Here is a 26,763-nt window from a genome sequence, read left to right as displayed (position 1 = left end):
GCTCTGGCGCCAGCCTTTCAACCAGCTCGGCCTGTTGCTCGAGCCCGACGGCCAGGGACGCCGGCGCCTGAGCGTCCGGGCCGAGCAGGCCGAAGGCGAGGTGTGGTGGGGCGGTGAAGGCCCGGTCCGGGCCGAGCTGGCACGGTTGTGGCTGAACCCGGCGCCAGGTGACGAGCGGCTGGGCCGGCAGGCCGACGGCATCAGCCCGGGACAACTGCCGGCGCTTGAGGTCGACTGCCGGGACTGCCGCTGGCGCGAGTTGGCCCTGGGCCGGCTGAGCTTCCGGCTCGAGCCTCTGTCCGGGCAGAACGGGGTGCAGTTGCACGAGCTGAGCCTGGAGGGCCCGCTGTTGCAGGCCAGTGCCCATGGCCAGTGGCTGCAGCACCAGAGCGGTAACCTGAGCCGGCTGGAATGGCAGGGGGCGACGCCCTCCCTGCAGCGGCTGTGGCAGGGGCTGGGCCTGGACTCCCCTTTCAGCGAGACCCGGGCCAGCCTGGCTGGGCAACTGCGCTGGCTGGATCTGCCCTGGCGCCCGGACCGGGCCAGCCTGAGCGGCAGCCTTCAGGCCGAGACCGGGGCCGGGGTATTGACCGAACTGAGCGACAAGGGGGCCGGCCTGCTGTCGGTGCTCAGCATGGAGTCGGTGCTGCGCCGGCTGCGCCTGGATTTCCGCGATGTGTTCGAGCAGGGATTCTACTTCGATCGCATCAGTGCCAGCGCCGAGCTGCGGGACGGGGTGCTGCACAACGAGGATTTGCTGCTGAACGGGGCGGCCGGCGATTTGCGTGGCCGGGGGCGGGTCGACCTGGTGGCGGAGGAGCTGGACTACCGGCTCGATTTCACCCCCAACCTGACCGGCAACCTGCCGGTGCTGGCGGCCTTCGCGGTCACCCCCGTCACCGGTCTTTACGTCTTTGCCCTGTCCAAGGTGCTGGGTCCCGTGGTAGATGTATTCACTCGTATCCGTTATCGGGTCAGCGGTTCCCTGGCCCAGCCGCAAATCCAGGAGCTGGGACGGGAGCAGGAGCGCATGGAGCTGCCTGGCAATGGCGAATAATGAAGAATAAGGAGAACACCATGGAACTGGTGGCGATACAATTGAATGCCGGTCCCGAGTGGCCGGCCAACCAGGCCAGGCTGGAAACACTGCTGCGGCAACTGCCGCCGAGCCGCCCGCTCCTGGTGCAACTGCCGGAAAACGCCGTGGTGTTCGGCGGTCGGGAAGCGGCCTGGCAAGTGGCGGAACCCCTGGGCGCGGGGCCGGTGCAGGAGACCTTTTCCCGCTGGGCCCGTGAGCTGGGGATCTGGCTGGTGGTGGGCTCCATACCGACCCGGATCGAGGGCAGCGACAAGCTGCACTCCACCAGCCTGGTCTATAACGATAAAGGGGAGCGGGTGGGCCACTACCACAAGGTGCACCTGTTCGACGTGGAGGTGGCCGATGGCCACGGCCGTTATCAGGAGTCGGCCACCTATGCCTCCGGCGATGCGCTGTGCCTGATCGACAGCCCCTTCGGCCGCCTGGGGCTGTCCATCTGCTATGATGTGCGCTTTCCCGAGTTGTACCGGGCCCTGCGCGAACAGGGCGCCGAGATCCTGATGGTGCCCGCGGCCTTTACCCGGGTCACCGGCCAGGCCCACTGGCTGCCCCTGCTGCAGGCCAGGGCCATCGAGAACCAGTGCTATGTGCTGGCGGCGGCCCAGTACGGGGAGCACAGCGGCGGCCGCCAGACCTGGGGGCACTCCCTGATCCTGGACCCCTGGGGGGAAATCCAGGCCTGCCTGCCCAAGGGCGAAGGACTGATCGTCGCCCCCCTGGACCCGCAACGGCTGGCCAGGATCCGCAGCCAGATGCCGGTGGCCCAACATGCCCGCCTGAGCGCGGTTTGGAGAAACAAAGCATGAGTATTGAACAGATCAACCGCAACCTGCTGGCCCCCAACGACCTGGACATGGCTCTGCTGGATGCCCAGCTGGCTCGCTTGTGCCGGCACCAGATCGACTTTGCCGATCTTTACTTCCAGAACAGTGTGCACGAGTCCTGGGTGCTGGAAGACGGCATCGTCAAGGACGGCAGCTACAACATCGAGCAAGGCGTGGGAGTCAGGGCCGTCAGCGGCGAGAAGACCGGGTTTGCCTATTCGGACGAGCTGACCGCCGCCGCCCTGAGCCAGGCGGTGAGTGCCGCCCGCGGCATCGCCGAGCACGGTGGCGACGGTCGTTTCCAGATTGGCCGGGAGCAGCCGGTGACGGCCCGCTACCTGGGGCTCAATCCCCTCGACAGCCTGGGGCGGGAGCAGAAGATCGCCCTGTTGCAGCAGATGGACGCCTTCGCCCGCAGCCTGGATCCGGCGGTGACCCAGGTGATCGCCTCCATCTCGGGGGTCTACGAGGAGATACTGGTGCTGGCCACCGACGGCACCCTGGCCACGGATCTGCGGCCCCTGGTGCGGCTCAACTGCTCGGTGCTGGCGGAACGCAACGGCCGGCGGGAGCGGGGTGGCAGCGGTGGCGGCGGCCGGGTCGGCTACGACTATTTTCTGGAGGAGGTGGACGGTCAGCCCCGCGCCCTGGGCTATGTGAAGGAGGCGGTGCGCCAGGCTCTGGTCAACCTGGAGGCGGTGGACGCCCCCGCCGGCACCATGCCGGTGGTGCTGGGCGCCGGCTGGCCCGGGGTGCTGCTGCACGAGGCGGTGGGCCACGGCCTGGAAGGGGACTTCAACCGCAAGGGCTCCTCCGCCTATGCCGGCCGCATCGGGGAGCGGGTGGCCTCGCCGCTGTGCACCATAGTGGACGACGGCACCCTGGCCAACCGGCGGGGCTCGCTCTCCATCGACGACGAGGGCACCGCCAGCGGCTACAACGTGCTGATCGAGAACGGCATCCTCAAGGGCTACATGCAGGACAAGCTCAACGCCCGGCTGATGAAGATGGCGCCCACCGGCAACGGCCGGCGCGAATCCTATGCCCACCTGCCGATGCCGCGCATGACCAACACCTACATGCTGCCCGGCGAGACACCACCGGAAGAGATCATCAAGAGTGTGAAGAAGGGCATCTATGCGCCCAATTTCGGCGGCGGTCAGGTCGACATCACCTCCGGGCGCTTCGTGTTCTCCGCCTCTGAAGCCTATCTGATCGAGGACGGCAAACTGACCGCCCCGATCAAGGGCGCGACCCTGATCGGCAACGGCCCCGAGGCCATGAGCCAGGTGTCCATGGTGGGCAATGATCTGGCCCTGGATACCGGGGTTGGCGTCTGCGGCAAGGACGGCCAGAGCGTGCCGGTGGGGGTGGGGCAGCCGACCCTCAAGCTGGACCGGATGACCGTCGGGGGCACCCAGTAACCGGGCTGGTTAATTGTTAACCAGTGGTGAAAAGCCTTTTTCTGTGCGATTCGGGCGGGGGCAAGGGTCTAATCATTGTTGCCGCAGGTGCGGCAGCGGAATGGGAGGCCATAAAGATGAAAACCTTGCTATCGATAGCCTTTGCCTCTGTTCTTGGGTTGATGTTGATGCCGGCGCAGGCCGGAGTAGTGCTGGATATGCAGCAGCCCGTAGTGCAGGAAATGGCAACAAGGGGCGACGGTGTAGATAACCGTGAATGTGCAATACAGAAACGAATGGGTAAAAAACCGGCGGATATGTGTTTCTAGGCGCTGATGTTACCCGGTAACGTTCAACGGGAGCCGCGGCTCCCGTTGTGTTGTTCAGGGTTCCAGCTGCTGCTTGAGGTACTGGAACAGTTCCCGGTAGGCCTTGGGCGGTAGCCCGGCGGCCAGTTCCTTCCGGCCCTGGCGTGCCAGCTGGCGCAGTTTCTGCCTATCCAGCTCCCGGTATTCCGCCAGCAGGGCATCCACGCCCTTGTCCCCTTCCTTGATCAGCCGGTCCCGCCACAGCTCCAGCTTGTGGAAATGGGCATTGGCCACGGCGCTCTTGTGGTCGAAGGCGGCCAGGGCCTCCTGAATGGCGGACACGTCCCGGCTGCGCATCAGCTTGCCGATAAACTGCAGGTGCCGGCGCAGGGCTTCCCGCTTATTGCCGAGCCTGTGTGCCAGGGCGATGGCGTCCTGCAGTTCTTCGTCCAGGGGTACCTTGGCCAGCTCGCTGGGTTTGAGTTTAACCAGGGACTCGCCCAGTTGCTGCAGGGCGTGGCTTTCCCGCTTCATTTCGCTCTTGCTGACCCATTCGATCTCGTCGTCGTGATCGGGGTGCTCGTCGTGGTGGCGCATGGCGTTTCCGTTTCAACAAAGATTTACATATATAGTACCAGCTTCTCCCAAGGGGCGCAGGGGTCTGTTATGCTAACTCCAAACAGAGCCAGCGATTTCATTATGACCCCCGAAGAGATTCAAACCGAACAGAGCCAGCTCGAACTGGCGGTAGAGCAAGCCCTGGATGCGGCCAAGCGGCTCGGGGCCGAGTCGGCGGAAGTATCCATCAGCAAGCAGACCGGCCTGTCGGTCAATACCCGCAACGGCGAGCTGGAAAACATCGAGTTCAACAAGGACGGCGCCCTCGGCATCGCCGTTTACCGGGGCGGCCGCAAGGGCTCGGCCTCCACTTCGGACCTGCGTCCCGACGCCATCGCCCGCACCGTGGCGGCGGCCCTGGATATCTCCCGCTACACCACGGCCGATCCCTTCGCCGGCATCGCCGAGGCCGCGGAACTGGCCTGGGACGCTCCGGAGCTGGCGCTGTGCTTTCCCCATCCCCTGGAACCGGCGGACGGCATCGAGCTGGCGCTGCGCTGCGAGCAGCATGCCCTGGGCCGGGACAGCCGCATCAAGCAGTCGGACGGCGCCAGTTTTTCCAGCAACCTCGGCATCAAGGTGTACGGCAACAGCCATGGCTTCGTCAAAGGCTATGCGGGCAGCCGCTTCGGCCTGAGCTGCGTGCTGATCGGCGAGCAGGACGGCGACATGCAGCGCGAGTACGGCTACACCTCGGCGCGCAGCTTCGAGGATCTCTGGACCCCGGAACGGGTGGCGGACGAGGCGGTCAGCCGCACCCTGGGCCGGCTGGGCGGGCGCAAAATCGGCACCACCCAGGCGCCGGTGCTGTTCCATCCGGACGTGGCCTCGGGCCTGTTCGGCCACCTGGTGATGGGGATCAGCGGCGGCAACCTTTACCGCAAGTCCTCCTTTTTGCTCGATGCCCTGGGCACTCGCATCTTCCCGGACTGGCTCGACATCCACGAGCAGCCGCACCTGGACAAGGGCCTGGCCAGTGCTCCCTTCGACAACGAGGGCGTACGCACCCACGACCGTCATATCATCGAAGGGGGCGAACTCAAGAGCTACCTGCTGACCAGCTACTCGGCGCGCAAGCTGGGGCTGCCGCTCACCGGCCACGCCGGCGGCATCCACAACTGGCGGGTGTCGAGCAGCGGCCAGAGCCTGGAGCAACTGCTTAAGCTGATGGGCACCGGCCTGCTGGTGACCGAGATGATGGGCCAGGGGGTCAATATCGTCACCGGCGACTATTCCCGCGGCGCCGCCGGCTTCTGGGTGGAGAACGGCGAAATCGCCTACCCGGTGGAGGAGATCACCATCGCCGGCAACCTGAAGCAGATGTTTGCCGGTATCCAGGCCATCGGCACCGACGTGGAAACCCGCTCCAGCCTGCAGACCGGCTCGGTGCTGGTCGACAACATGAAGATCGCAGGGCAGTAAAGAAAGCCGGAAGCGAGAAGCTGGAAGCTATAAGAAAGGGCCTATGCGGCCCTTTGTCGTCCCTATTGCCCGCAGCTGCCTGCTGGTATCACCCTCAGATGGCATCGGGGCTGGAAAGAGGCTACAGGGATCGCCTCCGCCGACCGTCACCTGCCAGGGGGCGCGAAGCGCCTTGCTCCGCCGCCAGCATCGCGAAGCGATGATACGGCGGTTTCCGCGACATTCGGCAGGTGCGAGCCTACATGGACGTACTTGCGGCGTGTCGGCGGAGGTGGCCCTGTTGCCTCTTCTCTACGTCAAATCAGGCAGCCAGACCTTGTGACTAAAAGCCAGGCTTCCAGCATCCAGCTTTAGTTCAGCAGGATCAGCGTCGCAAGGCCCAGAAACGACAGCAGGCCGACGATATCGGTGATGGTGGTCAGGGCCATGGAGCCGGCCAGGGCCGGGTCTATGTTGAGCTTGCGCATGGCCAGGGGGATCATGGCGCCGGCCATGCCCGCCACCGACAGGTTGATGAACATGGCCGCCGCTATCACCAGGCCTATCTGCCAGCTGTCTTTCCACAGGCTGACCACCACCGCTATCATCAGCGCCCACAGCATGCCGTTGATCAACCCCACCATGGCCTCCTTGGTCAGCAGCCAGCGGGCGTTGCTGTCGCCGATGTGGCCCACCGCCATGCCGCGGATCACCAGGGCCAGGGTCTGGTTGCCGGCGATGCCGCCCATGGACGGCACTATGGTCATCAGGATGGCCAGGGTGGCCAGCTGGTCCAGGGTGGCCTCGAACATGTTGGACACGCTGGCGGCGGCCAGGGCGGTGCCCAGGTTGACGGTCAGCCAGACCGAACGGCGGCGGGCGCTGGTCAGCACGGGCGCGAAGGTGTCTTCATCGTCGGCCATCTTGGCCATGCCCATCATGGAGTGTTCCCCTTCCTCCCGGATGATGTCCACCACGTCGTCGATGGTGATGCGGCCCAGCAGGCGGCGTTCCTCGTCCACCACCGGCGCCGACAGCCAGTCGTGGCGTTCGAACAGGTTGGCCACCTCGGTGTCGGACATGGTCAGCGGAATGGCTTCCACCGAGGTGTCCATCACTTCCGCCACGGTGGCGGTGGGCGCCTGCACCACCAGGCTGGCCAGGGGCATGTCCCCCAGCAGGCGGTTGTGCTGATCCACCACATAGAGGGTATCGGTGCCGTCGGGCAGTTCGCTGTGGCGGCGCAGGTAGCGCAGTACCACGTCGATGGTCACGTCCGGGCGCAGGGTGATGAACTCGGTGTTCATCAGCGAGCCGGCGGTGTCTTCCGCATAGGACAGGGCCTGCTCGGCCCGCTGCCGGTCCTGCTCGTCCATCCGGTCCAGCACCTGGCTGAACAGCTGCTCGGGCAGATCCCGCAGCACATAGGCCAGATCGTCCGACTCCATGTCCTCCAGGGCGATGGCCAGCTTGTCCGGATCCATCAGCCGGATGATGCCGTCCCGCACTTCTTCCGACAGCTCTTCCAGGATCTCGCCGTAGTCGTCGGGATCGATCAGCTGCCACAGTACCTTGCGGCTGGGGGAGGGGGAGGATTCGAGCAGCCAGGCCACGTCGCCCGGGCGCATCTGCTGCAGCATGCGCCGTACGTGCACGAACATGCCGCTGTTCAGCGCCTGGGTGATGCTGTCCAGCTGATCCGGTGTCCTGGGGTGGTCTAATGGCTCGGTCATCCGGGCTCCGGGGCGAGGGGAGGAGGGGGTTATTCGGATTCGTTGAAGCGGTCGGCCACCAGCCGGGCCACGGCCTCCATCGCCGCCTCCGCGTCCGGGCCTTCGGCCACCACCCGGATGGCGTGACCCTGGGCGGTCTCCAGCATCAGCAGGCCCATGACGCTGTTGGCCGGCGCCTGTTTGTCCTGGTTGCAGACGGTGACGGTGGCGTCGAACTGCTGCGTCAGTTGCACCAGCTGGATGGCGGCCCGGGCGTGCAGCCCCAGCTTGTTGACGATTTCCAGATCCCGTTCAATTCTCGGCATTGCGTTTTTCCAGTGTTCTGTGTCGAAGTTGCACACTCTTGCCCATCTGCCGGAATACCCGGGCCAGCTGTTCGGCGAGGAACACCGAGCGGTGCTGGCCGCCGGTACAGCCGATGGCCACGGTGACGTAGCTGCGGTTGTTGCGCTCCAGGTGCGGCATCCAGGTGATCAGCAGGTTTTCTATCTGCCACAGGTATTTCATCACCTCGGGCTGGCCGGCCAGGTAGTCGGCCACCGGCTCGTCGCGGCCGGTGAAGGGGCGAAGCTCGGCAATCCAGTGGGGATTGGGCAGGAAGCGGGCGTCGAACACGAAGTCGGCGTCCTTGGACACCCCGTACTTGTAGCCGAAGGATTCGAACACCCAGTTCAGCTCCTTTTCCTTCTTGCCGAGGATGCGCTCGCGGATGATCTCGCTCAGATCGTGGATGCTTAAGGCCGAGGTATCGATGCGCAGATCCGCGTCCGAGGACAGGGGCGCCAGCAGGTGGGTCTCCTCCCGGATGGCCTCGTCCAGGGTCAGGCTGTGGCGGGACAGGGGGTGCAGCCGGCGAGTGTCGCCGAAACGGCGGATCAGCGCCGCGTTGTCGGCATCGATAAAGATGCTGGAGAGGGAAACGCCTTCCATGGCCCTGACTTCGGCCAGGCAGGCTTCCAGTTTGTCGGGGCTGTCGGGCAGGTTGCGCACGTCGATGCTGACCGCCACCTCGCCCGGCCTGTGCCGGCGCATCTGCACCAGATCCGGCAGCAGTTCGACGGGCAGGTTGTCGACGCAGTAATAGCCCAGGTCCTCGAGTACCCGCAGGGCCACGGTTTTACCCGAGCCGGAGCGACCGCTGACGATCACCAGTTGCATGGCGCTTGTCCTCAGGCGGAGATCATGATCTGATAGAGTTCGTCATCGCTGCCGGCCTGGCGCAACTGCTTGCATACCTGCTTGTTGCTGAGCTTTTCGGCGATCAATGACAGTGTCTTGAGGTGCTGTTTGCACTCCTGCTCGGGGACCAGCAGGGCAAAAACCAGGCCGACCGGCTGGTTGTCGATGGCATCGAACTCCACCGGCTCGGCGAAAGTGAGTAATACGGCGGTCGCCTTGTTGTCATCGCTGATACGGCCGTGGGGAATGGCGATGCCATTGCCGATGCCGGTGCTGCCCATCTTTTCCCGGGCCAGCAGGCAATCGAACAGCTGCTGGCTGCTGATGTTCAGGTGCTGGGCGGCCAGCTCGCTGATGATTTCCAGGGCACGTTTCTTGCTCGTGCAGGGAACTGCACTGCGGGTGCAGTCCCTGCTCAGTATGTCGGCGACTTCCATGGTTATTTTTGCTTGAGCTTCTCTTTGTGTTTGATGATCTGGCGATCCAGCTTGTCGATCAAGCCGTCGATGGCCGCATACATGTCTTCGTGCTGGGAGTTGGCGAAGACTTCGCCGCCGCTGACGTTCAGCTTGGCTTCGGCGATCTGCTGCAGTTTTTCCACGTTGAGGATGACGTGCGCATTGGTAATGTGGTCGAAGTGACGCTCCAGCTTGGAAAATTTGCTGTTCACATAGTCACGCAGTGAGTCTGTGATTTCCACATGGTGTCCAGTCAGGTTTATTTGCATAACGTCTTCCTTCTTGGTCTGCCTTTAAACCAGGCGTTTACGCTGATTGGAAGGGGGGATGGCCAGTGACTCCCTGTACTTGGCGATGGTCCGCCTGGCCACCTGTATCCCCTGTTCGGCCAGCAACTGGGCGATCTTGCTGTCGCTCAGCGGCTTGGCCGGGTTTTCCGCCCCGACCAGTTTCTTGATCAGGGCGCGAATCGCCGTCGAGGAGCACTCCCCGCCGTCGTCGGTTCCCACGTGGCTGGAGAAAAAATACTTCAGCTCGAACACCCCCCGGGGGGTGTGCAGGAACTTCTGGGTGGTCACCCGCGAGATGGTGGACTCGTGCATTTCCACCGCCTCGGCCACATGGTTCAGCACCATGGGCTTCATGGCTTCCTCGCCATACTCAAAGAATGCCTGTTGTTGCTCGACAATACAATTGGCAACCTTGAGCAGGGTCTCATTTCGGCTTTCCAGGCTCTTGAGAAACCACTTGGCGTCCTGCAGGTGGTTGCGGATGAACTGGCCGTCCTCGCTGTTGCGCGGCTGCCGGGCCATGGCGGCATAGGTCTGGTTGAGGCGGACCTTGGGCATGGCCTCGGGGTTGAGCTCCGCCACCCAGGCGCCGTTGCGCTTGGTTACCACCACGTCCGGGATCACGTATTCGGAACTGCTCTGGATGACGGTGTGGCCGGGCCTGGGCTCCAGCTGCTGGATCAGCGCCAGCACCTCCTTGAGTTCCTCCTCCTTGAGCCTGGCCTTGCGCTGCAGGGTGCGGTAGTCCCGGTTGCCGAGCAGATCCATGTGCTGGTTGATCACCTCCCGGGCCTGCTGCAGCCAGGGGGTCTCGGGCGGGAACTGCTCCAGCTGGATGCGCAGGCATTCCTGGACGTTGCGGGCCGCCACCCCGATGGGATCGAAGTGCTGGATGCGCTTGAGCACCGCTTCCACCTCGTCCGCCTCGATCTCCAGCTCGTCGCCGGCCACCGCCTCCAGGATATCGGGGACGTCTATGGTGAGGTAACCGGCCTCGTCGATGGCATCGATGATGGCCAGGGCGATGGCCTGGTCGGTATCGCTGAAGGGGGTGAGGCGCATCTGCCACAGCAGGTAGTCCTGCAGGGTTTCGGTGGTCTCGCCCTGGTAGACGGTGTCCTCGGCGCCTTCGGGCAGGCCGCCGCCGGCGCCCGGGGAAGCGGTATAAAGCTCCTCCCAGTTGGTGTCCATGGGCAGGTCATCGGACAGCTGGCTCTGCTCCATGGCGGTGTCGGCGGCCAGCTGTTCTTCGTGGCGGGGCTCGGCCACATCGATGCTTTCCGGCTCATCCTGCTCCAGTAACGGATTGCTCTCCAGGGCTTGCTGGATCTCCTGCTGCAGTTCCAGGCTGGAAAGTTGCAGCAGGCGGATCGCCTGCTGCAACTGGGGCGTCATGGTCAGCTGCTGGCCCAAACGTAACTGAAGAGTTGGCTTCATCTTTTAAAAAAGTCCTTCTATATCGACCGCACTGTCATGATGCGGGGCCTGCTCAGAGGCTGAATTGTTCACCCAGATAGACTTTCTTGACCTGCTCGTCGGCGAGGATCTCGGCCGGGGTGCCGGCGGCGATGCGGTGGCCGTGGCTGACGATATAGGCCCGTTCGCACACATCCAGGGTTTCCCGTACATTGTGATCGGTAATTAGCACGCCGAGGCCCCGATCGCGCAGGTGCAGTATGATTTTCTTGATGTCGATCACCGAAATCGGATCCACCCCGGCGAACGGCTCGTCCAGCAGGATGAAGCGGGGGTCGGCCGCCAGGGCCCGGGCGATCTCCACCCGCCGCCGCTCGCCGCCGGACAGGCTCATCCCCAGGCTGTCGCGGATATGGGTAATATTAAACTCTTCCAGCAATTGCTCCATTTTCTCGCCGCGGCCGGCGGCGTCCAGATCCTTGCGGGTTTCCAGCACCGCCATCAGGTTGTCGGCCACGCTCAGGCGACGAAAGATCGAGGCCTCCTGGGGCAGGTAGCCGATGCCGGCCCGGGCCCGCAGGTGCATGGGCTGGAGGCTGATGTCCTGGTCGTCGATGGTGATGCTGCCCGCGTCCCGCTGCACCAGCCCCACTATCATGTAGAAGGAGGTGGTCTTGCCGGCGCCGTTGGGGCCGAGCAGGCCGACGATCTGACCGGTGTTGACGGTCAGGCTGACGTCGGCGACCACCTGGCGTCCCTTGTAGCTTTTCTGCAGGCCCCGTGCTTTCAGTGTCGCCATGGTTCAGTCCTGGCCCTGCTCGTTCAGGTTCTGCAACTGCTCGGGCAGGAAGATGGTGGTCACCCTGTCCTGGCCACCCTGGCTTTCCGCCTCCATCTGCTCCCGGTCGATGTGGTAGCGGATGCGGTAGCCGGTGACGATGTTGTCGTTCTGGGTAAGCTTGGCATCCTGCAGCAGGGTGATGGTGCGGGCGCGGATGTCGTAGTGGATCTCCCGGGCCTCGGCGTGCACCGGCTGGCCGTTGTCCAGGATCTGCTGGTAGGTGGCCGGGCTGCCCTGGGCGGTCATCGACTGCAGGCCCTGTTCGGTGCGGATCACCACCAGGCGGTCGGCACGCACGTCTATGGTGCCCTGCTTGACCACCACCCGGTCGCTGAAGGTGACCTTGTTCTCGGCCAGTTCCACCAGCTGGCGGCCGGCGTCTATGGTCACCGGCTGGCGGAAGTCCGACTCCCTGGCCTCGGCCAGGCCCAGGCCCAGGGCCAGCAGGCCGCCCATGCTAAGGATTGAAGTAAGTTGCCCGGGTTTCATGCAGTAGTTCCACCGTTTGTTGATCAAGGATGCCCAGCAGGCCCTGGCCCTGGGCCTGGTAGTGCGGGCTGCTCAGCTGGACGTCCCGGTTGGAGCGCAGCTGGTTGTTGATGAAGTCCAGTTCCAGGTATTCGGTGGTCAGGGTTTCCACCAGGGCATCCGGAAGCAGCCCCCGGCCGACCACGTTGCCGACCATCACCGCGTTGTCGCCGGTGTTGATGATGCCTTCATCCCCCTGCAACCGCCACTGGGGCTGGCCGTCGGGCGAATAGAGCAAGATAACAGGTTTTTCCATCAGGGTCATGGACAGCGGGTCGTAGTACTCGGCGTAGTCCGCTTCCAGCCCCCGGTAGGGCAGCCCGAGCCGGTTGTACTGGATGCTGGCCAGCCCCCGGGCCACGAAATCCGGCTGGTAATCCTGTTCGCCGAGCGGGCCCGGGCCCGCGGGTCTGAGCCACTGCCAGGCGATCAGGGCGGCGAGGAAGAGGCCGCCGAACAGCCAGCTCTGGCGGCTCATAGGCTCATACCCCTGGCGTTGGCCAGTTCGCCGCGGGCTTCCAGGATCAGATCGCAAACTTCGCGCACGGCGCCATGGCCGCCATGGATGCGGGTGACGTAGTCGGCGCCCCGCAGCACCAGGGGATGGGCGTCACAGACCGCCACGCCCAGGCCGCAATCGCGCATCACCGGCAGATCGACCACGTCGTCGCCGATATAGGCCACCTGTTCCGGCGCGAGCTTGAGGGTGTCGAGCAGGGCCTTGTAGCTGTGCATCTTGTCGCCCTGGCCCTGGTAGACGTGGCGCACCCCGAGGGAGGCCATGCGCTCGCTGACGATGCGCGAGTCCCGCCCGGTGATCACCGCCACCTGGATGCCGGCGTTGAGCAGCGCCTTGATGCCGAAGCCGTCCTTGGTGCAGAAGCTCTTGTATTCCTCGCCCTGGTTGCCCAGGTAGATCATGCCGTCGGACAGCACCCCGTCCACGTCGCAGATCAGCAGGCGGATCCCGGCCAGCCGCTGCCAGACGGCGTCGGCGACGGGACCGTAAAGGCTCTGTTGCTCCATCAGATCACCCCCGCCCGTAACAGGTCATGCATGTTGAAGGCACCCACCGGCCGGTTTTCTTCGTCCACCACCAGCAGGCCGCTGATTTTTTTCTCTTCCATCAGTTTGACCGCTTCGGCCGCCAGCATCTGGGCCCTGGCGGTGGTGCAGCGGCGGGTCATGACCTGCTCTATGGTGGTGTGGTGCACATCTATCTTGTGATCCAGGGTGCGGCGCAGGTCACCGTCAGTATAGATGCCGACCAGTCGCTCCTGCTCGTCGACCACGGCGGTGAAGCCGAGCCCGGTGCGGCCGATCTCCAGCAGCGCCTCGATGATCAGGGTATGGGGGCGAACCCTGGGCACCCGGTCGTCCTTGTGCATCAGGTCGCCGACCCGCAGCAGCAGGCGCTTGCCCAGGGCGCCGCCGGGGTGGCTCAGGGCGAAGTCGTCGGCGGTGAAGCCCCGGGCTTCGAGCAGGGCCACCGCCAGGGCATCGCCCATCACCAGGGCGGCGGTGGTGCTGGCGGTGGGGGCCAGGCCGAGCGGGCAGGCTTCCTGCTCCACCCGGGTGCACAGGTGCACGTCGGCCTCCCGCGCCATGGTGGAGCCGGGATTGCCGGTCAGGCAGATGAGCTTGAGGCCGCGGCGCTTGAGCACCGGCAGCAGGGACAGGATCTCGTCGCTTTCGCCGGAATTGGACAGGGCCAGTACCACGTCGCCCTGGCCTATCATGCCCAGGTCGCCATGACTGGCCTCGCCGGGATGGACGAAAAAGGCCGGGGTGCCGGTACTGGCCAGGGTGGCGGCAATCTTGTTGGCGATATGCCCCGACTTGCCCATGCCGGTAACGATGACCTTGCCCTGGCAGCGAAACATCAGCCGGCAGGCGGCATCGAAATCCTGATCAAGATATTGATAAAGGCCGTCGATGGCCGCCTTTTCAATATCCAGCACGCGACGGGCGGTTTTACGGTAATCAAATTCGGCTGACATAGCTCTCTCCACACCTTAGGCGGCGCCATTATAGAAAAGCTCGGGCCGATAAGCGACTGGTGCGGCGAGGATTCTGGCCCCCTGGCGGCCTGGCCGGCCCTTCCCGGACAGGGGGTGGCGCAGTTCCCCAGGAAAAAGCGCCGGCTCGGTTGCCCATCCCTCGGGGAACCCATACAATTCTTTCTTTTTTTCGGGGGATCAGTTTGAGCCAGAGCCTTGTCGAGATACGGGATCTTTGTTTCAGCCATGGAGAGCGCACCCTGTACGAGCGGATCAGCCTGCGGATCCCGCGCGGCAAGATCACCGCCATCATGGGACCGAGCGGCATCGGCAAGACCACGCTGCTGCGCCTGATCGGTGGCCAGATCAAACCCGACAGCGGCGAGGTGCTGTTCGACGGCGAGTCCATTCCGTCCCTGAGCCGCTCCCGGCTGTACCGGGTACGCCGGCGTATGGGCATGCTGTTCCAGAGCGGGGCCCTGTTCACCGGCCTGTCGGTGTTCGATAACGTGGCCTTTCCGCTGCGTGAGCACAGCGGCCTGCCCGAGGCCATCATCCGTACCCTGGTGCTGATGAAGCTGGAGGCGGTGGGGCTGCGCGGCGCGGCGCGCCTGTATCCGGCCGAACTGTCCGGCGGCATGGCCCGGCGGGCCGCCCTGGCCCGGGCCATCGCCCTGGATCCGGACCTCATCATGTACGACGAGCCTTTCGCCGGTCAGGATCCCATCAGCATGGGCGTGCTGGTCAAGCTGATCTCGGAGCTGAACAAGGCCCAGGGGCTGACTTCCATCATCGTCACCCACGACGTGGACGAAGTGATGAGCATCGCCGACTACGCCTATATCATCGCCAACCGGCAGGTGGTCGCGGCGGGCACGCCGGCCGAGCTGCAGCAACACCGGGACCCCCAGGTTGTCCAGTTTTTGCAAGGCCAGGCGGACGGGCCCGTTCCTTTTCACTACCCGGCCCCCTCATTCAGAGAGTCGTTGAAGCTATGTTGATTGAATTGATCGGGCGGCTGGGGCAGCAGGGCGTGACCGCCGTGACCGCCCTGGGGCGGGCCGGCTTTATGCTGTTGCATGCCCTGCTGGGCCGTCCCCAGCCGAAGAAGCATTTTCCGCTGCTGGTGCAGCAACTGCAGGTGGTGGGCGTGCAGTCGGTGGCCATTATCCTGGTGTCCGGCCTCTTCATCGGCATGGTGCTGGCCCTGCAGGGCTACAACGTGCTGGTGGACTTCGGTGCCGAGGGCAGCCTGGGGCCCCTGGTGTCGCTGTCGTTGCTGCGCGAGCTGGGCCCGGTGGTGACCGCCCTGCTGTTCGCCGGCCGGGCCGGTTCGGCCCTGACCGCGGAGCTGGGGCTGATGAAGGCCACCGAGCAGCTCTCCAGCCTGGAAATGATGGGCATAGATCCCCTGCGGCGGGTGGTGGCACCGCGCTTCTGGGCCGGTTTCATCAGCATGCCGCTGCTGGCCTTCATGTTCAGCATCGTCGGCATCTGGGGCGCCAAGCTGGTGGGTGTCGACTGGCTGGGGGTGGACGAGGGCGGTTTCTGGTCGGCCATGCAGGCCGCGGTGGACTGGCAGGAAGACATCATGCAGGGCTTTGTCAAGAGCCTGGTGTTCGCCCTGGTGGTGACCTGGATTGCCCTGTTCAACGGTTTCGATGCCCGTCCCACGGCGGCGGGCATCAGTCAAGCGACCACCAAGACAGTGGTGCATTCATCTTTGGCGGTGCTGGGGCTCGATTTCGTGCTGACCGCCGTCATGTTCGGGTAGACAATAATGAAATACAGCAAACTGGAATTCAGCGTCGGCTGCTTTATGCTGGCCGGGATAGGTGCCCTGCTGCTGCTGGCGTTCAAGGTGGCAGGGGTGAGCCTCAACCACCAGGGGGAAACCTATACCCTCTATGCCAAATTCGATAATATCGGCGGCCTCAAGGTCCGCTCTCCGGTCAAGGTGGGCGGCGTGGTGGTGGGCCGGGTCAGCCAGATTGGCCTGGATCCCCGGGATCAGGTGCCGGTGGTGACCCTGGTGCTGAACAGGGAGGCCGGCGAATTCGCCGAGAGCAGCACCGCCTCCATCCTCACTTCCGGGCTGCTGGGCGAGCAGTACCTGGGGCTGAACCCCGGTTTTGCCGACGAGGAGATGGGCATCGGCATGCTGCGGGACGGCGACACCATAGCCCATACCCAGTCGGCGCTGGTGCTGGAAGAGCTGATCGGCAAGTTTATCTATTCCATCGGTAACAACTGATCCGTGGGACAATCCTGAGGAGTGATGATGAAGAAGATACTGATTTCCTGGCTGCTGGCCCTGGGCACCCTGTGGGCCCCCCTGACCGCCTCGGCCACCTTTTCCGACCCCTACACCCTGATGAGCGAAGTGGCCCAGAACACCTTCGATCGCCTTAACCGGGAGCAGGCCCAGATCAAGGCCAATCCCGAGCACCTGCGCACCATAGTGCGGGAGGAGATGCTGCCGGCGGTGGACGTACGCTTTTCCGCCTTCCGGGTGATCGGCAACCAGCTCAACAACACCACCCCGGAGCAACGCGAGCGCTTCGTGGACGCCTTCAGCGACTACCTGGTGGTGACCTATGCGGACGCCCTGGCGGCCTATAACGACCAGACCCTGGACATCGGCCGCGGCCGGGTAGCGGAAGGCGAGCGCCTGGTGACGGTGCCGGTGAAGGTGTTGGAGCCGAACAAGCCGGACATCATGGTGGAATTCAAACTGCGTCAGAACACCCGCACCGGCGAGTGGCGGGTATTTGACATGGTGGCCGAGGGCATCAGCCTGCTGTCCGCCAAGCAGACCGAACTGAGCGGCCTTATCCGCCAGAATGGCATCGATGCGGTAACCCGCCAGTTGCAGGACCACACCAAGAAGCCGGTCACGCCGCTGGAACGGCCTCAATGAGGCTGGAACGCGCCCTGACCCGGGACGAGCTGCCAGCCTACTGGGCGGAGCGGCGCTCCCTGTTCACCCTGGAGCGGGTGGAACTGAGCGCGGTGGAACAACTGGATTCGGTGGGCCTGGCCTTCCTGGTGCAATGGAGCCAGGCCCTGGCCGCCGAGGGCAAGACCCTGACCCTGTCGTCGCCACCGGCCAGTTTCTACCCCCTTGCCGATTTATACGGGGTCGGTTCCCTGTTCGAACTGACCGACAACCCTTGCGGGAGCAAAAATGGATCTGAATAACGAAGTCGAGCGGCTGTTGCGGGAAGCCCTGTCCCTGGACGAGCTTTATGTCAAAAGCGAAGGCAGCCATTTCGAAGTGATTGCCGTATCTGCGGATTTTGCCGACATGAGCCGGCTCAAGCGCCAGCAGGCGATCAACGGTCCCTTGATGGAGCTGATCGCCCAGAACGCCATCCACGCACTGACCATCAAAACCTTTACTCCCGAGCAGTGGGCCCGGGAGCGAAAATTTATCATGCCGTCCTGACGTAGGAGCCGAGATGGACAAATTCAAGATTCAGGGACCTTGCCGCCTGGCGGGTGAGGTCACCATATCCGGCGCCAAGAACGCGGCCCTGCCGATACTGTTCGGGACCCTGCTGTGCGACGAGGCGGTGCACCTGACCAATGTACCCCGGCTGAAGGACGTGGATACCACCCTGCAGCTGCTGGCCTCCATGGGGGTGACCGTCAGCGTCAACGGTGACGTCACCGTGCTGGCCGGGGCCGTCAACAGCCATGTGGCACCCTACGAACTGGTGCGCACCATGCGCGCCTCGATCCTGGCCCTGGGCCCCCTGGTGGCCCGCTTCGGCAAGGCGGATGTGTCCCTGCCCGGCGGCTGTGCCATCGGTGCCCGTCCGGTCAACCTGCATATCCATGGCCTGGAGCAGATGGGCGCGCGCATCCGGGTGGAGGACGGCTACATCAAGGCGCGGGTCGACGGCCGCCTGAAAGGCGCTCATATCCTGATGGACATGGTCAGCGTCACCGGCACCGAAAACCTGATGATGGCGGCGGTGCTGGCCGAGGGCCGCACCATTATCGAAAACGCGGCGCGCGAGCCGGAGGTGGTGGATCTGGCCCACTTCCTCAACGCCCTGGGCGCAAAAATCCAGGGCATCGGCCAGGATACCCTGATCATCGATGGGGTCGAGGCCCTGCACGGCGGCGATTACCGGATCCAGCCGGACCGGATCGAAACCGGCACCTTCCTGGTGGGCGCGGCCATCACCGGCGGCGACATCACCTGCCGCAACACGGATCCCCACCTGCTGGAAGCGGTGCTGGTCAAGCTGAAGGACGCGGGCGCCCTGGTGGAAACCGGCGAGGACTGGATCCGCCTCGACATGACCAACCGGGTGCTCAAGCCGGTGGACATCAAGACCGCGCCCTACCCGGCCTTTCCCACCGACATGCAGGCCCAGTTCACCGTGCTCAACGCCGTGGCCAAGGGGGTGGGGCGGGTCACCGAAACCATCTTCGAGAACCGCTTTATGCACGTGCCCGAGCTCAACCGCATGGGCGCCAATATCGAACTCAACGGCAACCTGGCCATCTGCGGCGACACCGAGCAGCTGACCGGTGCCACCGTCATGGCCACGGATCTGCGCGCCTCCGCCAGCCTGGTGCTGGCCGGTTTCGTCGCCCAGGGCACCACCATAGTGGACCGCATCTACCATATCGACCGGGGCTACGAGGACATCGAGGCCAAGCTGTCCGGCCTGGGCGGCAAGATAGAGCGGATCAAAGGCAACTAAAGCCGTAAGCTAGAAGCGATCAACTGCCCGAGTGGGCTGTTGAACAAGTAAAAAGGGAAGACAATCTTTGTCTTCCCTTTTTTGTATGTTCAGTCTGCAATAATGGGCTTCCAGCTTCCAGCTTCCAGCTTCCAGCTTCCAGCTTCCAGCGCTCGCGTCAGCGCAGCCGCTGGAAGCGGCTGTCTTCCTCTATGTTCACCTTCAGGGTCAGGCTCTGCCCGGCCCGCAACAGGGTGACGTCGATCTGGGTGCCGGGGCGGGTCTCGGCCACCAGATCCATGGCGTGGCGGGCATTGACGATGGCCTTGCCGTCGATCTCCAGCAGCACGTCCCCGGCCTGTATGCCGGCCTGCTCCGCCGGCCCGCCCGCATTCACCGCATCCACATAGATGCCGGAGCGCTCGCCCAGGTTGAGCAACTGGGCCATCACCAGTGGAATATCGGCACCGCCGATGCCCAGGTAGCCGCGGATCACCCGGCCGTGCAGGATCAACTCCTGCATGATGCGATGGGCCAGGGCGTAGGGAATGGCGAAGTTGATGCCGTAGCTTTCCTGGTGGGCCAGGCTCTGGAAGGAGGCGGTATTGATGCCCACCATCTCGCCGTAGACGTTGACCAGGGCCCCCCCCGAGTTGCCGGCGTTGATGGCGGCGTCGGTCTGCAGCAGGTCCTGGCGGCCATTGCTGTCCGGCCCCATGCTGGACAGGCCGGTGCGGCCGGTGGCGCTGATGATGCCCTGGGTGATGGTCTGGCCGACGTTGTAGGGGTTGCCGATGGCCAGCACGATGTCCCCGACCTTGGGGTTGAGGTTGGGATCCTGGGGGATCACCGGCAGCTGGTTGGCTTCTATCTTCAATACCGCCAGATCCGTGGGCACGTCGAAACCGGTGACCTCCCCGGCGATGATGCGGCCATCCTGCAAGGCCACCACCACCTGATCCGCATCGGCGATGACGTGGTAGTTGGTGAGCACATAGCCCTGCTCCGACATGATCACACCGGAGCCCAGGCCGGTGGCGCTGAGCTCGGGCGCCTCGGTGCCGCGCTGGAAGCTGCGGGTGTAGATATTGACCACGGCGGGCCCGGCCCGGCCGGCGGCATAGGAGAAGCTGGACACGCCCACCTGCTGGTTGCGCCACCAGTGCTCGAAGGGTTGGGTACGCAGCTGAGGAAACAGCAGCAGCAGCAGCACGGCCATCAACACCCCGGTAAGGGTGGACTGGAGCAGGAATTTGAACAAGGAGGCTGACCGCATGGGCTGACGTGATGGCCGTAGAATGACCCCAGCATAACATAAAGCGCCGGGGTTGGGAGTCTGCACCTGGGCAGACTCCCTTCGGCATCAAGCGGTTACCTGAGCACCAGGTAGATGGAGGAGTTGCCGCGCTGGATATTGAGCGCGATCACCGCAGGCTTGCCCTGGATGATCTGGCGCAAATCATTGAGGTTGCGCACCCGCTGGCGGTTGACTCCGATGATGATGTCGTCCTTCTCCAGTCCGGACAGGGCCGCCGGGGAACGGGCCGTGACCTCGGTGATCTTGACCCCCTGCACCGGGTCGCCGCTGCCGGTATTGGCCAGGGCCGCTCCTTCCAGGGACTCGTGCAGGGTGTTGGCCTGGATATTGGCTTCGTCGGCCCGGGTCAGGGTCACATCCACCTTCTGCTCCTTGCCGTCCCGGAACAGGCCCAGGCTCACCGTCTTGTCCGCGCCCATGGTGGCGACCTTGGCCCTCAGTTCGCTGAAGGAGCGGATCGGCTGGCCATCCAGGCTGATGATGATGTCGCCGGCCTGCAGCCCGGCCTTGGCGGCGGCGGAGTTTTCCAGCACCTGGCTGACGAAGGCGCCATGCTGGCTGCGGTAGCCGAAGGTGCGGGCCAGCTCGGAAGTGAGTTCGCCGCCCATCACCCCCAGGACGCCACGGCGTACCTCGCCGTATTCGAGGATCTGCTCGGCCAGGTTCTTGACCATGTTGGCGGGAATGGCGAAACCGATACCGATATTGCCCCCGCCCGGCCCCAGGATGGCGGTGTTGATGCCGACCAGCCGGCCTTCCAGATCGAGCAGGGCTCCGCCGGAGTTGCCGGAGTTGATGGCGGCATCGGTCTGGATGAAGTTTTCCAGGTTTTCCACGTTGAGGCCGGAGCGTCCCAGGGCGCTGATCACGCCGGTGGTGACGGTCTGGCCCAGTCCGAAGGGGTTGCCGATGGCGATGGCGAAGTCGCCGACCCGCAGGCGATCGGAATCGGCGAATTCGATCTCCACCAGATCCTTGGCGTCCACCTTGAGCAGGGCGATATCGGACTGCTTGTCGGCACCGATCAGCTCAGCCTCATACTCCTGGCCATCGATCAGGGTGATCAAGATCTTGTCGGCATCTTCGATCACGTGGTTGTTGGTGATCACATAACCCTGTTTCGCATCGATGATGACGCCGGAGCCCAGGGCCTGGAAGGGCCTTTCCTGGATCTGTTCGTCCGGCATGTTGGGGCCGAAGAAGAAACGGAAGGGCTCGGGCAGTACCTGGCGGCTGACCTTGCTGCCGGAAACCGAGATGTTGACCACGCCGGGGCTGACCTTTTCCACCACCGGGGCCAGGCTGTTGATGTTGGAGCCGGCCCCGAAGGGCAGGGCGGCCTGGGCGACAGGCAGTACCGCCAGCCCCAGGGCGAGGGCCAAGGCGGAAACAAGGGGGAGACGACCTTTCATGTGCATGCTCCTAACTCGAGAGGGTATTCAGGGAAATTGTTCAATCTGACCGGGACAGGGCGGCAAGAGTTCCGGTATGGCCACAATTACTTATCACCATTAATTGTGCCTTTTGCATGGAAGATCAAGCCTCTGCCGCCGGCTGGGGCTTGCCCGGCGGGGGACAGGGCATTTACACTGAGTCCCCCTGTCGTTTTTGTATACCCTAATGACCCCGAGCGAAAAATACCAGGCAGATCTCAGCCGTACCGATTTTGTCCGCGATGCCGCCCAGGCCATGGCCGTGTCCCACCTGCAGCGGCTGTTCGATGAGCTGAACCGGCCCCGGGAGGAGCCCAGACTCAGCCTGTGGCAGAAACTGACCGGCAAGCAGGTGCCGCAGCAGGCGATCAGGGGGCTTTACTTCTGGGGCGGCGTCGGCCGCGGCAAGACCTACCTGGTGGACACCTTCTACGATTGCCTGCCGTTCGACAACAAGCTCCGGGTCCATTTCCACCGCTTCATGGGGCGGGTGCACGACGAGCTGAAAACCCTCAAGGGTCAGTCCGATCCGCTCAAGGTGGTGGCCGAGCGGCTGGCCCGGGAAGCGAGGGTGATCTGCTTCGACGAGTTCTTCGTGTCCGATATCACCGATGCCATGATACTGGGAACCCTGTTCCAGTACCTGTTCGGCCATGGGGTCATACTGGTGGCCACCTCCAATATCCCGCCGGACGAGCTCTACCGCAACGGCCTGCAGCGCGCCCGTTTCCTGCCGGCGATAGCGCTGATCAAGGAGCACTGCGAGGTGGTCAACGTCGATTCGGGCGTGGACTACCGCCTGCGTACCCTGGAGCAGGCGGAGATTTATCATTCGCCCCTGGACGCCCAGGCCAAGACCAACCTGGAGCAGTATTTCGCCCGCCTGACCAACGAGCCGGGCAGTTGGGGGGGGAGCATCGACATCAACCACCGCCGGCTGAAGACCATAGCGGAAGGGGACGGGGTGCTCTATATCGATTTCCAGGAGTTGTGCTGCACGGCCCGCTCCCAACTCGACTATATCGAGCTGGCGCGCTGCTACCATTCGGTGCTGCTGGCCAACGTCATGCCCATGGGGCTGGACAGCGACGATGCCGCCCGGCGTTTTATCGCCATGGTCGACGAATTCTACGAACGCCACGTCAAGCTGATCATCTCGGCGGCGGTGCCGATGGAGCAGCTCTACGGCCAGGGCCGGCTCAATTTCGAGTTCAAACGCTGCCTTTCCCGGCTCACCGAAATGCAATCCCATGAATATCTTGCCAGGGAGCACCTTCCTTAGTCACAATATGCGCCCCCGTGATCCGGGCATGATCGCGGGGAAGGGGCGGGCGGGCCGGCTAATTTCAATGGGCATTGAAATTAGCAGGTGATTTTTAAGGCAACTTTACCTATAATCGCCCGGCCCACGTTACACAGCCACCGATAAGGTGGCATCACAGTAAGCAGACTGGTGCTCGAAGGGGTGCAGGTCTGGTCGTGTTTTGCGCATCTGCGCAAGTGTAGGATTCATTATTCAGTAATTTGGGTTCATCCATGAAAACTTTTGTTGCTAAGCCAGAAACCGTAAAGCGTGACTGGTATGTTGTTGATGCAGAGGGCAAAACTCTGGGTCGTCTGGCCACCGAGATAGCTCGCCGCCTGCGTGGTAAGCACAAGCCGGAATTTACTCCCCACGTTGACTGCGGTGACTACATCATCGTGATCAACGCCGAGAAAGTTCAGGTAACCGGCAATAAAGCCGAAGACAAGATCTACTACTCTCACTCCGGTTTCCCCGGTGGTATCAAGTCCATCAGCTTCGAGAAGCTGATCGACCGCAAGCCCGAGATGGTCATCGAGTCTGCCGTTCGCGGCATGCTGCCCCGTGGCCCGCTGGGTCGTGCCATGTTCCGCAAGATGAAAGTCTTCGCGGGCAGCCAGCACAACCACGCTGCGCAACAACCTCAAGTACTGGACATCTAAGACGGGATTAGGCAAATGGCAGAAACTCAATACTACGGTACCGGTCGTCGCAAGAGCTCCACTGCGCGCGTATTCGTAAAGCCGGGCAGCGGTAACATCGTTATCAACAAGCGCTCACTGGATCAGTATTTCGGTCGTGAAACCGCCCGCATGGTGGTACGTCAGCCGCTGGAACTGGTCGAGATGACCGAGAAACTGGACCTGTACATCACCGTTGCCGGTGGTGGCATCTCCGGTCAGGCCGGCGCTATCCGTCACGGCATTACCCGTGCCCTGATGCAATACGACGAAACCCTGCGCGGCGCCCTGCGCAAGGCTGGCTTCGTGACTCGCGACGCCCGTCGCGTCGAGCGTAAGAAAGTCGGTCTGCACAAAGCGCGTAAGCGTCCCCAGTTCTCCAAGCGTTAATTGGGATTGCAGTTTTGTATATCAAAAGCCCGGGTTCACCCGGGCTTTTCTGTATTGGGTGCCATGGGTCGAATTCACCAATAATCTGTTGTTTTACAACAAATTATCTTGCTAAATAACAACTTTTCGGCCCTTTCCCCGTCCTTGTAAAAGACAGCGCTTTTCTTTAGAATTTCGGGGTTTTTTTGTGGCAATTGAAACCATAATATCCGCCGCGGTTGTCACAAGCACGCTCAATGCATGGAACGAACAATAAACGCGCGGAGACCAAATGGGAGAGTTTTTGGATGAGCAATGCGCCAGTTGATACCGGCCGTCGCAGATTTCTGACCTGGTCCACCACAGCCGTGGGTGGGGTCGGAGCTGTCTTTGCCGCAGTGCCCTTTATCGCATCGTGGAACCCCAGTGCCAAGGCGAAAGCGGCCGGGGCTCCGGTAGAAGTAGACGTCAGCAAGATGGAACCCGGTCAGTTGATCCGGGTGGAGTGGCGAGGCAACCCGGTATGGGTCGTGCGCCGGACCCAGGAGATCCTGGATGGCCTGCCCAAGCACGACAACCAGCTGCGGGATCCCAATTCCGACGAGCCGCAGCAGCCGGAATACGCCCAGAACGCGTATCGCTCAATCAAGCCGGAACTGTTCGTGGCCGTGGGCCTGTGCACCCACCTGGGCTGTTCGCCGACCTACCTGCCCAACACCTTCGGTGAGCAGGTACAGGGCGTGAGCGCCGGTTTCTTCTGCCCCTGCCACGGCTCCAAGTTCGACATGGCCGGACGAGTGTTCCAGGGCGTTCCCGCCCCGCTGAACCTGGTCATCCCCCCCTATTACTATGTCAACGATACCACCATCCTGGTCGGTGAAGACAAGGAAGGAGCCTAACCATGCTGGGTAAACTCGTAGCCTGGATCGACGAGCGCATTCCGATGACAGCGACCTACAACAAGCATGTAGGTCAATATCCCGCGCCGAAAAACTTCAACTTCTGGTACTTCTTCGGCTCCCTGGCCATGCTGGTCCTGGTCAACCAGATCCTGACCGGCATCTGGCTGACCATGAACTACAACCCCTCCGGTGAGGGCGCCTTCGCCTCCATCGAGTACATCATGCGCGACGTGGAGTACGGCTGGCTGCTGCGTTACATGCACTCCACCGGGGCCTCCGCCTTCTTCGTGGTGGTCTACCTGCACATGTTCCGCGGCCTGATCTACGGTTCCTACCAGAAGCCGCGCGAGCTGCTGTGGATCTTCGGCATGCTGATCTTCCTGGTGCTGATGGCGGAAGCCTTCATGGGCTACCTGCTGCCCTGGGGCCAGATGTCCTTCTGGGGGGCCCAGGTCATCATCTCCCTGTTCGGGGCCATCCCGGTGATCGGCGACGATCTGACCCTGTGGATCCGCGGTGACTACGTTATCTCCGGCGCCACCCTGAACCGCTTCTTCGCGCTGCACGTCATCGCCCTGCCGCTGGTGCTGGTGCTGCTGGTGTTCCTGCACATCGTCGCCCTGCACGAAGTGGGTTCCAACAACCCCGACGGCATCGACATCAAGAAGAACAAGGACGAGAACGGCTGGCCGAAAGACGCCATCCCCTTCCACCCCTACTACACCGTCAAGGACGTGGTGGGCGTGGCCGGCTTCCTGTTCATCTTCGCCTTCGTGATCTTCTTCATGCCGGAAGGCGGCGGCTACTTCCTCGAGGCGCCCAACTTCGAGGCGGCCAATGGCCTGAAGACGCCCGAGCACATCGCGCCGGTGTGGTACTTCACCCCCTTCTACGCCATCCTGCGGGCCGTGCCCGACAAGCTGATGGGCGTTATCCTGATGGGGCTGTCCATTGCCGTGCTGTTCGTGCTGCCCTGGCTGGATCGCTGCAAGGTGCGCTCCTTCCGCTACCGCAGCAAGCTGCACCTGCTGAACATCGTGCAGTTCGTCATCTGCTTCATCATTCTGGGTATCCTGGGCGCGCTGCCGTCCACGCCGGCACTGACCCTGCTTGCCCAGGTGTGTTCGTTCGGCTATTTCGCCTTCTTCGTCCTGTTGTTCTTCTACAGCAAAAACGAGAAAACCAAGCCGCTGCCAGAGAGGGTTACGTTCAAATGAAGAAGTTAATCATCGCCGTCTTTGCCCTGCTGCCCTCGCTGGTGATGGCCGCCGGCGCCAGCGTACCGCTGGACAAGGCCAACTACGATCTGCGCGACCAGGCTTCGCTGCAGAATGGGGCCAAGCTGTTCATGAACTATTGCGCCGGTTGTCACAACACCCAGTACCAGCGCTACAACCGGGTGGCCGAGGATCTGGGTATCCCGGAAGACATCATGCAGGCCAACCTGATCTTTACCGGTGCGCCCATCGGTGAGTTGATGCGCAGCGCCATTCCCGAACAGGATGCCGCCAACTGGTTCGGTGCGCCGCCGCCCGACCTGACCCTGGTGGCCCGGGTGCGTGGTGCCGACTGGCTCTATACTTACCTGCGTTCCTTCTACAAGGACGACAGCCGTCCCTTCGGTGTGAACAACCTGGTGTTCCCGTCCGTGGGCATGCCTCACGTGCTGGAACCGCTGCAGGGCAGCGCCCGGCTGGAAACCGTGACCCGCATGGTCGATGGCCATGAGGTGGAAACCCCGGTCGGCATCAAGGCCGATGGCAACGGCGAGATGACGGCGGAAGAATACGATCACGCCGTGCTGGATATCGTCAACTTCCTGGTGTACTCCGGCGAGCCGATGAAACTGGAACGTCAGCGCCTGGGCTACTGGGTGCTGGGTTTCCTGGCCATCTTCTTCGTCTTTGCGTATCTGCTGAAGAAAGAATATTGGCGTGACGTACACTGATTAGACATTGTC

Annotated in this window: 32 protein-coding genes; 18 read left to right on the top strand and 14 right to left on the bottom strand. The window is 63.2% G+C overall.

Features of this window, described 5'->3' with window-relative positions:
• The 4 genes from CGX12_RS07225 to CGX12_RS07210 all read left to right on the top strand — a co-directional run.
• The coding region (locus CGX12_RS07225) for a YhdP family phospholipid transporter (protein WP_303396176.1) at positions 1-1,057 on the top strand (1,057 nt) is incomplete at its 5' end.
• A 20-nt stretch (positions 1,058-1,077) separates the two neighbouring features.
• Positions 1,078-1,905, top strand: coding sequence for a carbon-nitrogen hydrolase family protein (locus tag CGX12_RS07220; RefSeq protein ID WP_094039222.1), 828 nt, complete (start codon positions 1,078-1,080; stop codon positions 1,903-1,905).
• Complete coding sequence (gene tldD, locus CGX12_RS07215) at positions 1,902-3,347, top strand: metalloprotease TldD (protein ID WP_094039218.1); 1,446 nt, start codon at positions 1,902-1,904, stop codon at positions 3,345-3,347. The genes CGX12_RS07220 and tldD overlap by 4 nt, the downstream gene beginning before the upstream one ends.
• A gap of 116 nt (positions 3,348-3,463) precedes the next feature.
• Positions 3,464-3,655: a hypothetical protein gene (locus CGX12_RS07210; protein WP_142995587.1), complete on the top strand. Its 192-nt coding sequence runs from the start codon at positions 3,464-3,466 to the stop codon at positions 3,653-3,655.
• Positions 3,656-3,709: 54 nt separating this feature from the next.
• Here CGX12_RS07210 and yjgA read toward each other — a convergent pair whose 3' ends face one another.
• Entirely contained in the window at positions 3,710-4,231 is a 522-nt protein-coding gene (gene yjgA, locus CGX12_RS07205) for a ribosome biogenesis factor YjgA (protein WP_094039216.1), read from the bottom strand.
• A gap of 102 nt (positions 4,232-4,333) precedes the next feature.
• Between yjgA and pmbA the strand changes: the two genes are divergently transcribed.
• Entirely contained in the window at positions 4,334-5,674 is a 1,341-nt protein-coding gene (gene pmbA, locus CGX12_RS07200) for a metalloprotease PmbA (RefSeq protein ID WP_094039215.1), read from the top strand.
• Between the two features lie 350 nt (positions 5,675-6,024).
• On the opposite strand, the gene mgtE is transcribed toward pmbA, so the two are convergent.
• The 11 genes from mgtE to CGX12_RS07145 are packed head-to-tail and all read right to left on the bottom strand — an operon-like array spanning position 6,025 to position 14,098.
• Entirely contained in the window at positions 6,025-7,386 is a 1,362-nt protein-coding gene (gene mgtE, locus CGX12_RS07195; RefSeq protein ID WP_094039214.1) for a magnesium transporter, read from the bottom strand.
• 29 nt (positions 7,387-7,415) lie between these two features.
• On the bottom strand, positions 7,416-7,691 hold the full coding sequence (locus CGX12_RS07190; RefSeq protein WP_094039213.1) for an HPr family phosphocarrier protein: 276 nt from the start codon (positions 7,689-7,691) through the stop codon (positions 7,416-7,418).
• Positions 7,678-8,544, bottom strand: a complete 867-nt coding sequence (gene rapZ / locus CGX12_RS07185) for an RNase adapter RapZ (RefSeq protein ID WP_094039212.1) — start codon at positions 8,542-8,544, stop codon at positions 7,678-7,680. The genes CGX12_RS07190 and rapZ overlap by 14 nt, the downstream gene beginning before the upstream one ends.
• 11 nt (positions 8,545-8,555) lie before the next feature.
• Positions 8,556-9,002 carry a PTS IIA-like nitrogen regulatory protein PtsN gene (ptsN, locus tag CGX12_RS07180; RefSeq protein WP_094039211.1) on the bottom strand — a complete coding sequence of 149 codons (447 nt, stop codon included), beginning with the start codon at positions 9,000-9,002 and terminating at the stop codon, positions 8,556-8,558.
• A gap of 2 nt (positions 9,003-9,004) precedes the next feature.
• Complete coding sequence (hpf, locus tag CGX12_RS07175) at positions 9,005-9,292, bottom strand: ribosome hibernation promoting factor (protein WP_094039210.1); 288 nt, start codon at positions 9,290-9,292, stop codon at positions 9,005-9,007.
• Positions 9,293-9,316: 24 nt separating this feature from the next.
• Positions 9,317-10,750: an RNA polymerase factor sigma-54 gene (locus tag CGX12_RS07170; RefSeq protein ID WP_094039209.1), complete on the bottom strand. Its 1,434-nt coding sequence runs from the start codon at positions 10,748-10,750 to the stop codon at positions 9,317-9,319.
• Between the two features lie 52 nt (positions 10,751-10,802).
• Positions 10,803-11,528: an LPS export ABC transporter ATP-binding protein gene (gene lptB / locus CGX12_RS07165; RefSeq protein ID WP_094039208.1), complete on the bottom strand. Its 726-nt coding sequence runs from the start codon at positions 11,526-11,528 to the stop codon at positions 10,803-10,805.
• 3 nt (positions 11,529-11,531) lie between these two features.
• Complete coding sequence (gene lptA, locus CGX12_RS07160) at positions 11,532-12,026, bottom strand: lipopolysaccharide transport periplasmic protein LptA (protein WP_232513340.1); 495 nt, start codon at positions 12,024-12,026, stop codon at positions 11,532-11,534.
• Position 12,027: 1 nt separating this feature from the next.
• Positions 12,028-12,576 carry an LPS export ABC transporter periplasmic protein LptC gene (lptC, locus tag CGX12_RS07155; RefSeq protein ID WP_094039206.1) on the bottom strand — a complete coding sequence of 183 codons (549 nt, stop codon included), beginning with the start codon at positions 12,574-12,576 and terminating at the stop codon, positions 12,028-12,030.
• On the bottom strand, positions 12,573-13,127 hold the full coding sequence (kdsC, locus tag CGX12_RS07150) for a 3-deoxy-manno-octulosonate-8-phosphatase KdsC (RefSeq protein WP_438273032.1): 555 nt from the start codon (positions 13,125-13,127) through the stop codon (positions 12,573-12,575). The genes lptC and kdsC overlap by 4 nt, the downstream gene beginning before the upstream one ends.
• Positions 13,124-14,098 (bottom strand): KpsF/GutQ family sugar-phosphate isomerase, encoded by a 975-nt coding sequence (locus CGX12_RS07145; RefSeq protein ID WP_094039204.1) that lies wholly within the window; start codon positions 14,096-14,098, stop codon positions 13,124-13,126. Before CGX12_RS07145 ends, kdsC begins: the two co-directional genes overlap by 4 nt.
• 203 nt (positions 14,099-14,301) lie before the next feature.
• Here CGX12_RS07145 and mlaF point away from each other — a divergent pair, with 203 nt between their 5' ends.
• The 7 genes from mlaF to murA are packed head-to-tail and all read left to right on the top strand — an operon-like array spanning position 14,302 to position 18,819.
• Positions 14,302-15,099: a phospholipid ABC transporter ATP-binding protein MlaF gene (mlaF, locus tag CGX12_RS07140; protein WP_094039203.1), complete on the top strand. Its 798-nt coding sequence runs from the start codon at positions 14,302-14,304 to the stop codon at positions 15,097-15,099.
• Positions 15,093-15,872 (top strand): lipid asymmetry maintenance ABC transporter permease subunit MlaE, encoded by a 780-nt coding sequence (gene mlaE / locus CGX12_RS07135; RefSeq protein WP_094039202.1) that lies wholly within the window; start codon positions 15,093-15,095, stop codon positions 15,870-15,872. Before mlaF ends, mlaE begins: the two co-directional genes overlap by 7 nt.
• A 6-nt stretch (positions 15,873-15,878) precedes the next feature.
• Entirely contained in the window at positions 15,879-16,352 is a 474-nt protein-coding gene (gene mlaD, locus CGX12_RS07130; RefSeq protein ID WP_094039201.1) for an outer membrane lipid asymmetry maintenance protein MlaD, read from the top strand.
• A gap of 24 nt (positions 16,353-16,376) precedes the next feature.
• Positions 16,377-17,018 carry a phospholipid-binding protein MlaC gene (mlaC, locus tag CGX12_RS07125; protein ID WP_176442021.1) on the top strand — a complete coding sequence of 214 codons (642 nt, stop codon included), beginning with the start codon at positions 16,377-16,379 and terminating at the stop codon, positions 17,016-17,018.
• Positions 17,015-17,299 (top strand): STAS domain-containing protein, encoded by a 285-nt coding sequence (locus CGX12_RS07120; protein ID WP_094039199.1) that lies wholly within the window; start codon positions 17,015-17,017, stop codon positions 17,297-17,299. The genes mlaC and CGX12_RS07120 overlap by 4 nt, the downstream gene beginning before the upstream one ends.
• Entirely contained in the window at positions 17,286-17,546 is a 261-nt protein-coding gene (locus CGX12_RS07115) for a BolA family protein (RefSeq protein WP_094039198.1), read from the top strand. Before CGX12_RS07120 ends, CGX12_RS07115 begins: the two co-directional genes overlap by 14 nt.
• A 13-nt stretch (positions 17,547-17,559) precedes the next feature.
• Positions 17,560-18,819 (top strand): UDP-N-acetylglucosamine 1-carboxyvinyltransferase, encoded by a 1,260-nt coding sequence (gene murA, locus CGX12_RS07110; protein ID WP_094039197.1) that lies wholly within the window; start codon positions 17,560-17,562, stop codon positions 18,817-18,819.
• A gap of 157 nt (positions 18,820-18,976) precedes the next feature.
• On the opposite strand, the gene degS is transcribed toward murA, so the two are convergent.
• Together degS and CGX12_RS07100 are read right to left on the bottom strand one after the other, a co-directional pair.
• Positions 18,977-20,074, bottom strand: a complete 1,098-nt coding sequence (gene degS, locus CGX12_RS07105; protein WP_094039196.1) for an outer membrane-stress sensor serine endopeptidase DegS — start codon at positions 20,072-20,074, stop codon at positions 18,977-18,979.
• 95 nt (positions 20,075-20,169) lie between these two features.
• On the bottom strand, positions 20,170-21,528 hold the full coding sequence (locus tag CGX12_RS07100; RefSeq protein ID WP_094039195.1) for a DegQ family serine endoprotease: 1,359 nt from the start codon (positions 21,526-21,528) through the stop codon (positions 20,170-20,172).
• Between the two features lie 208 nt (positions 21,529-21,736).
• Here CGX12_RS07100 and zapE point away from each other — a divergent pair, with 208 nt between their 5' ends.
• The 6 genes from zapE to CGX12_RS07070 all read left to right on the top strand — a co-directional run bounded on the left by zapE (position 21,737) and on the right by CGX12_RS07070 (position 26,751).
• Positions 21,737-22,831, top strand: a complete 1,095-nt coding sequence (gene zapE, locus CGX12_RS07095) for a cell division protein ZapE (RefSeq protein ID WP_094039194.1) — start codon at positions 21,737-21,739, stop codon at positions 22,829-22,831.
• 254 nt (positions 22,832-23,085) lie between these two features.
• On the top strand, positions 23,086-23,514 hold the full coding sequence (gene rplM / locus CGX12_RS07090) for a 50S ribosomal protein L13 (protein WP_094039193.1): 429 nt from the start codon (positions 23,086-23,088) through the stop codon (positions 23,512-23,514).
• Between the two features lie 15 nt (positions 23,515-23,529).
• On the top strand, positions 23,530-23,922 hold the full coding sequence (rpsI, locus tag CGX12_RS07085; RefSeq protein ID WP_094039192.1) for a 30S ribosomal protein S9: 393 nt from the start codon (positions 23,530-23,532) through the stop codon (positions 23,920-23,922).
• A gap of 287 nt (positions 23,923-24,209) precedes the next feature.
• Positions 24,210-24,800 carry a ubiquinol-cytochrome c reductase iron-sulfur subunit gene (petA, locus tag CGX12_RS07080; protein ID WP_094039191.1) on the top strand — a complete coding sequence of 197 codons (591 nt, stop codon included), beginning with the start codon at positions 24,210-24,212 and terminating at the stop codon, positions 24,798-24,800.
• 2 nt (positions 24,801-24,802) lie between these two features.
• Entirely contained in the window at positions 24,803-26,020 is a 1,218-nt protein-coding gene (locus CGX12_RS07075) for a cytochrome b (RefSeq protein WP_094039190.1), read from the top strand.
• Entirely contained in the window at positions 26,017-26,751 is a 735-nt protein-coding gene (locus CGX12_RS07070) for a cytochrome c1 (protein ID WP_094039189.1), read from the top strand. Before CGX12_RS07075 ends, CGX12_RS07070 begins: the two co-directional genes overlap by 4 nt.
• Positions 26,752-26,763: the final 12 nt, after the last annotated feature.

This window comes from Zobellella denitrificans, from assembly GCF_002237365.1.
GTDB classification, from domain to species: domain Bacteria; phylum Pseudomonadota; class Gammaproteobacteria; order Enterobacterales; family Aeromonadaceae; genus Oceanimonas; species Oceanimonas denitrificans.
Note: the sequence above shows the minus strand (reverse complement) of the source record. Positions and strands in the feature narration are given on the sequence as shown.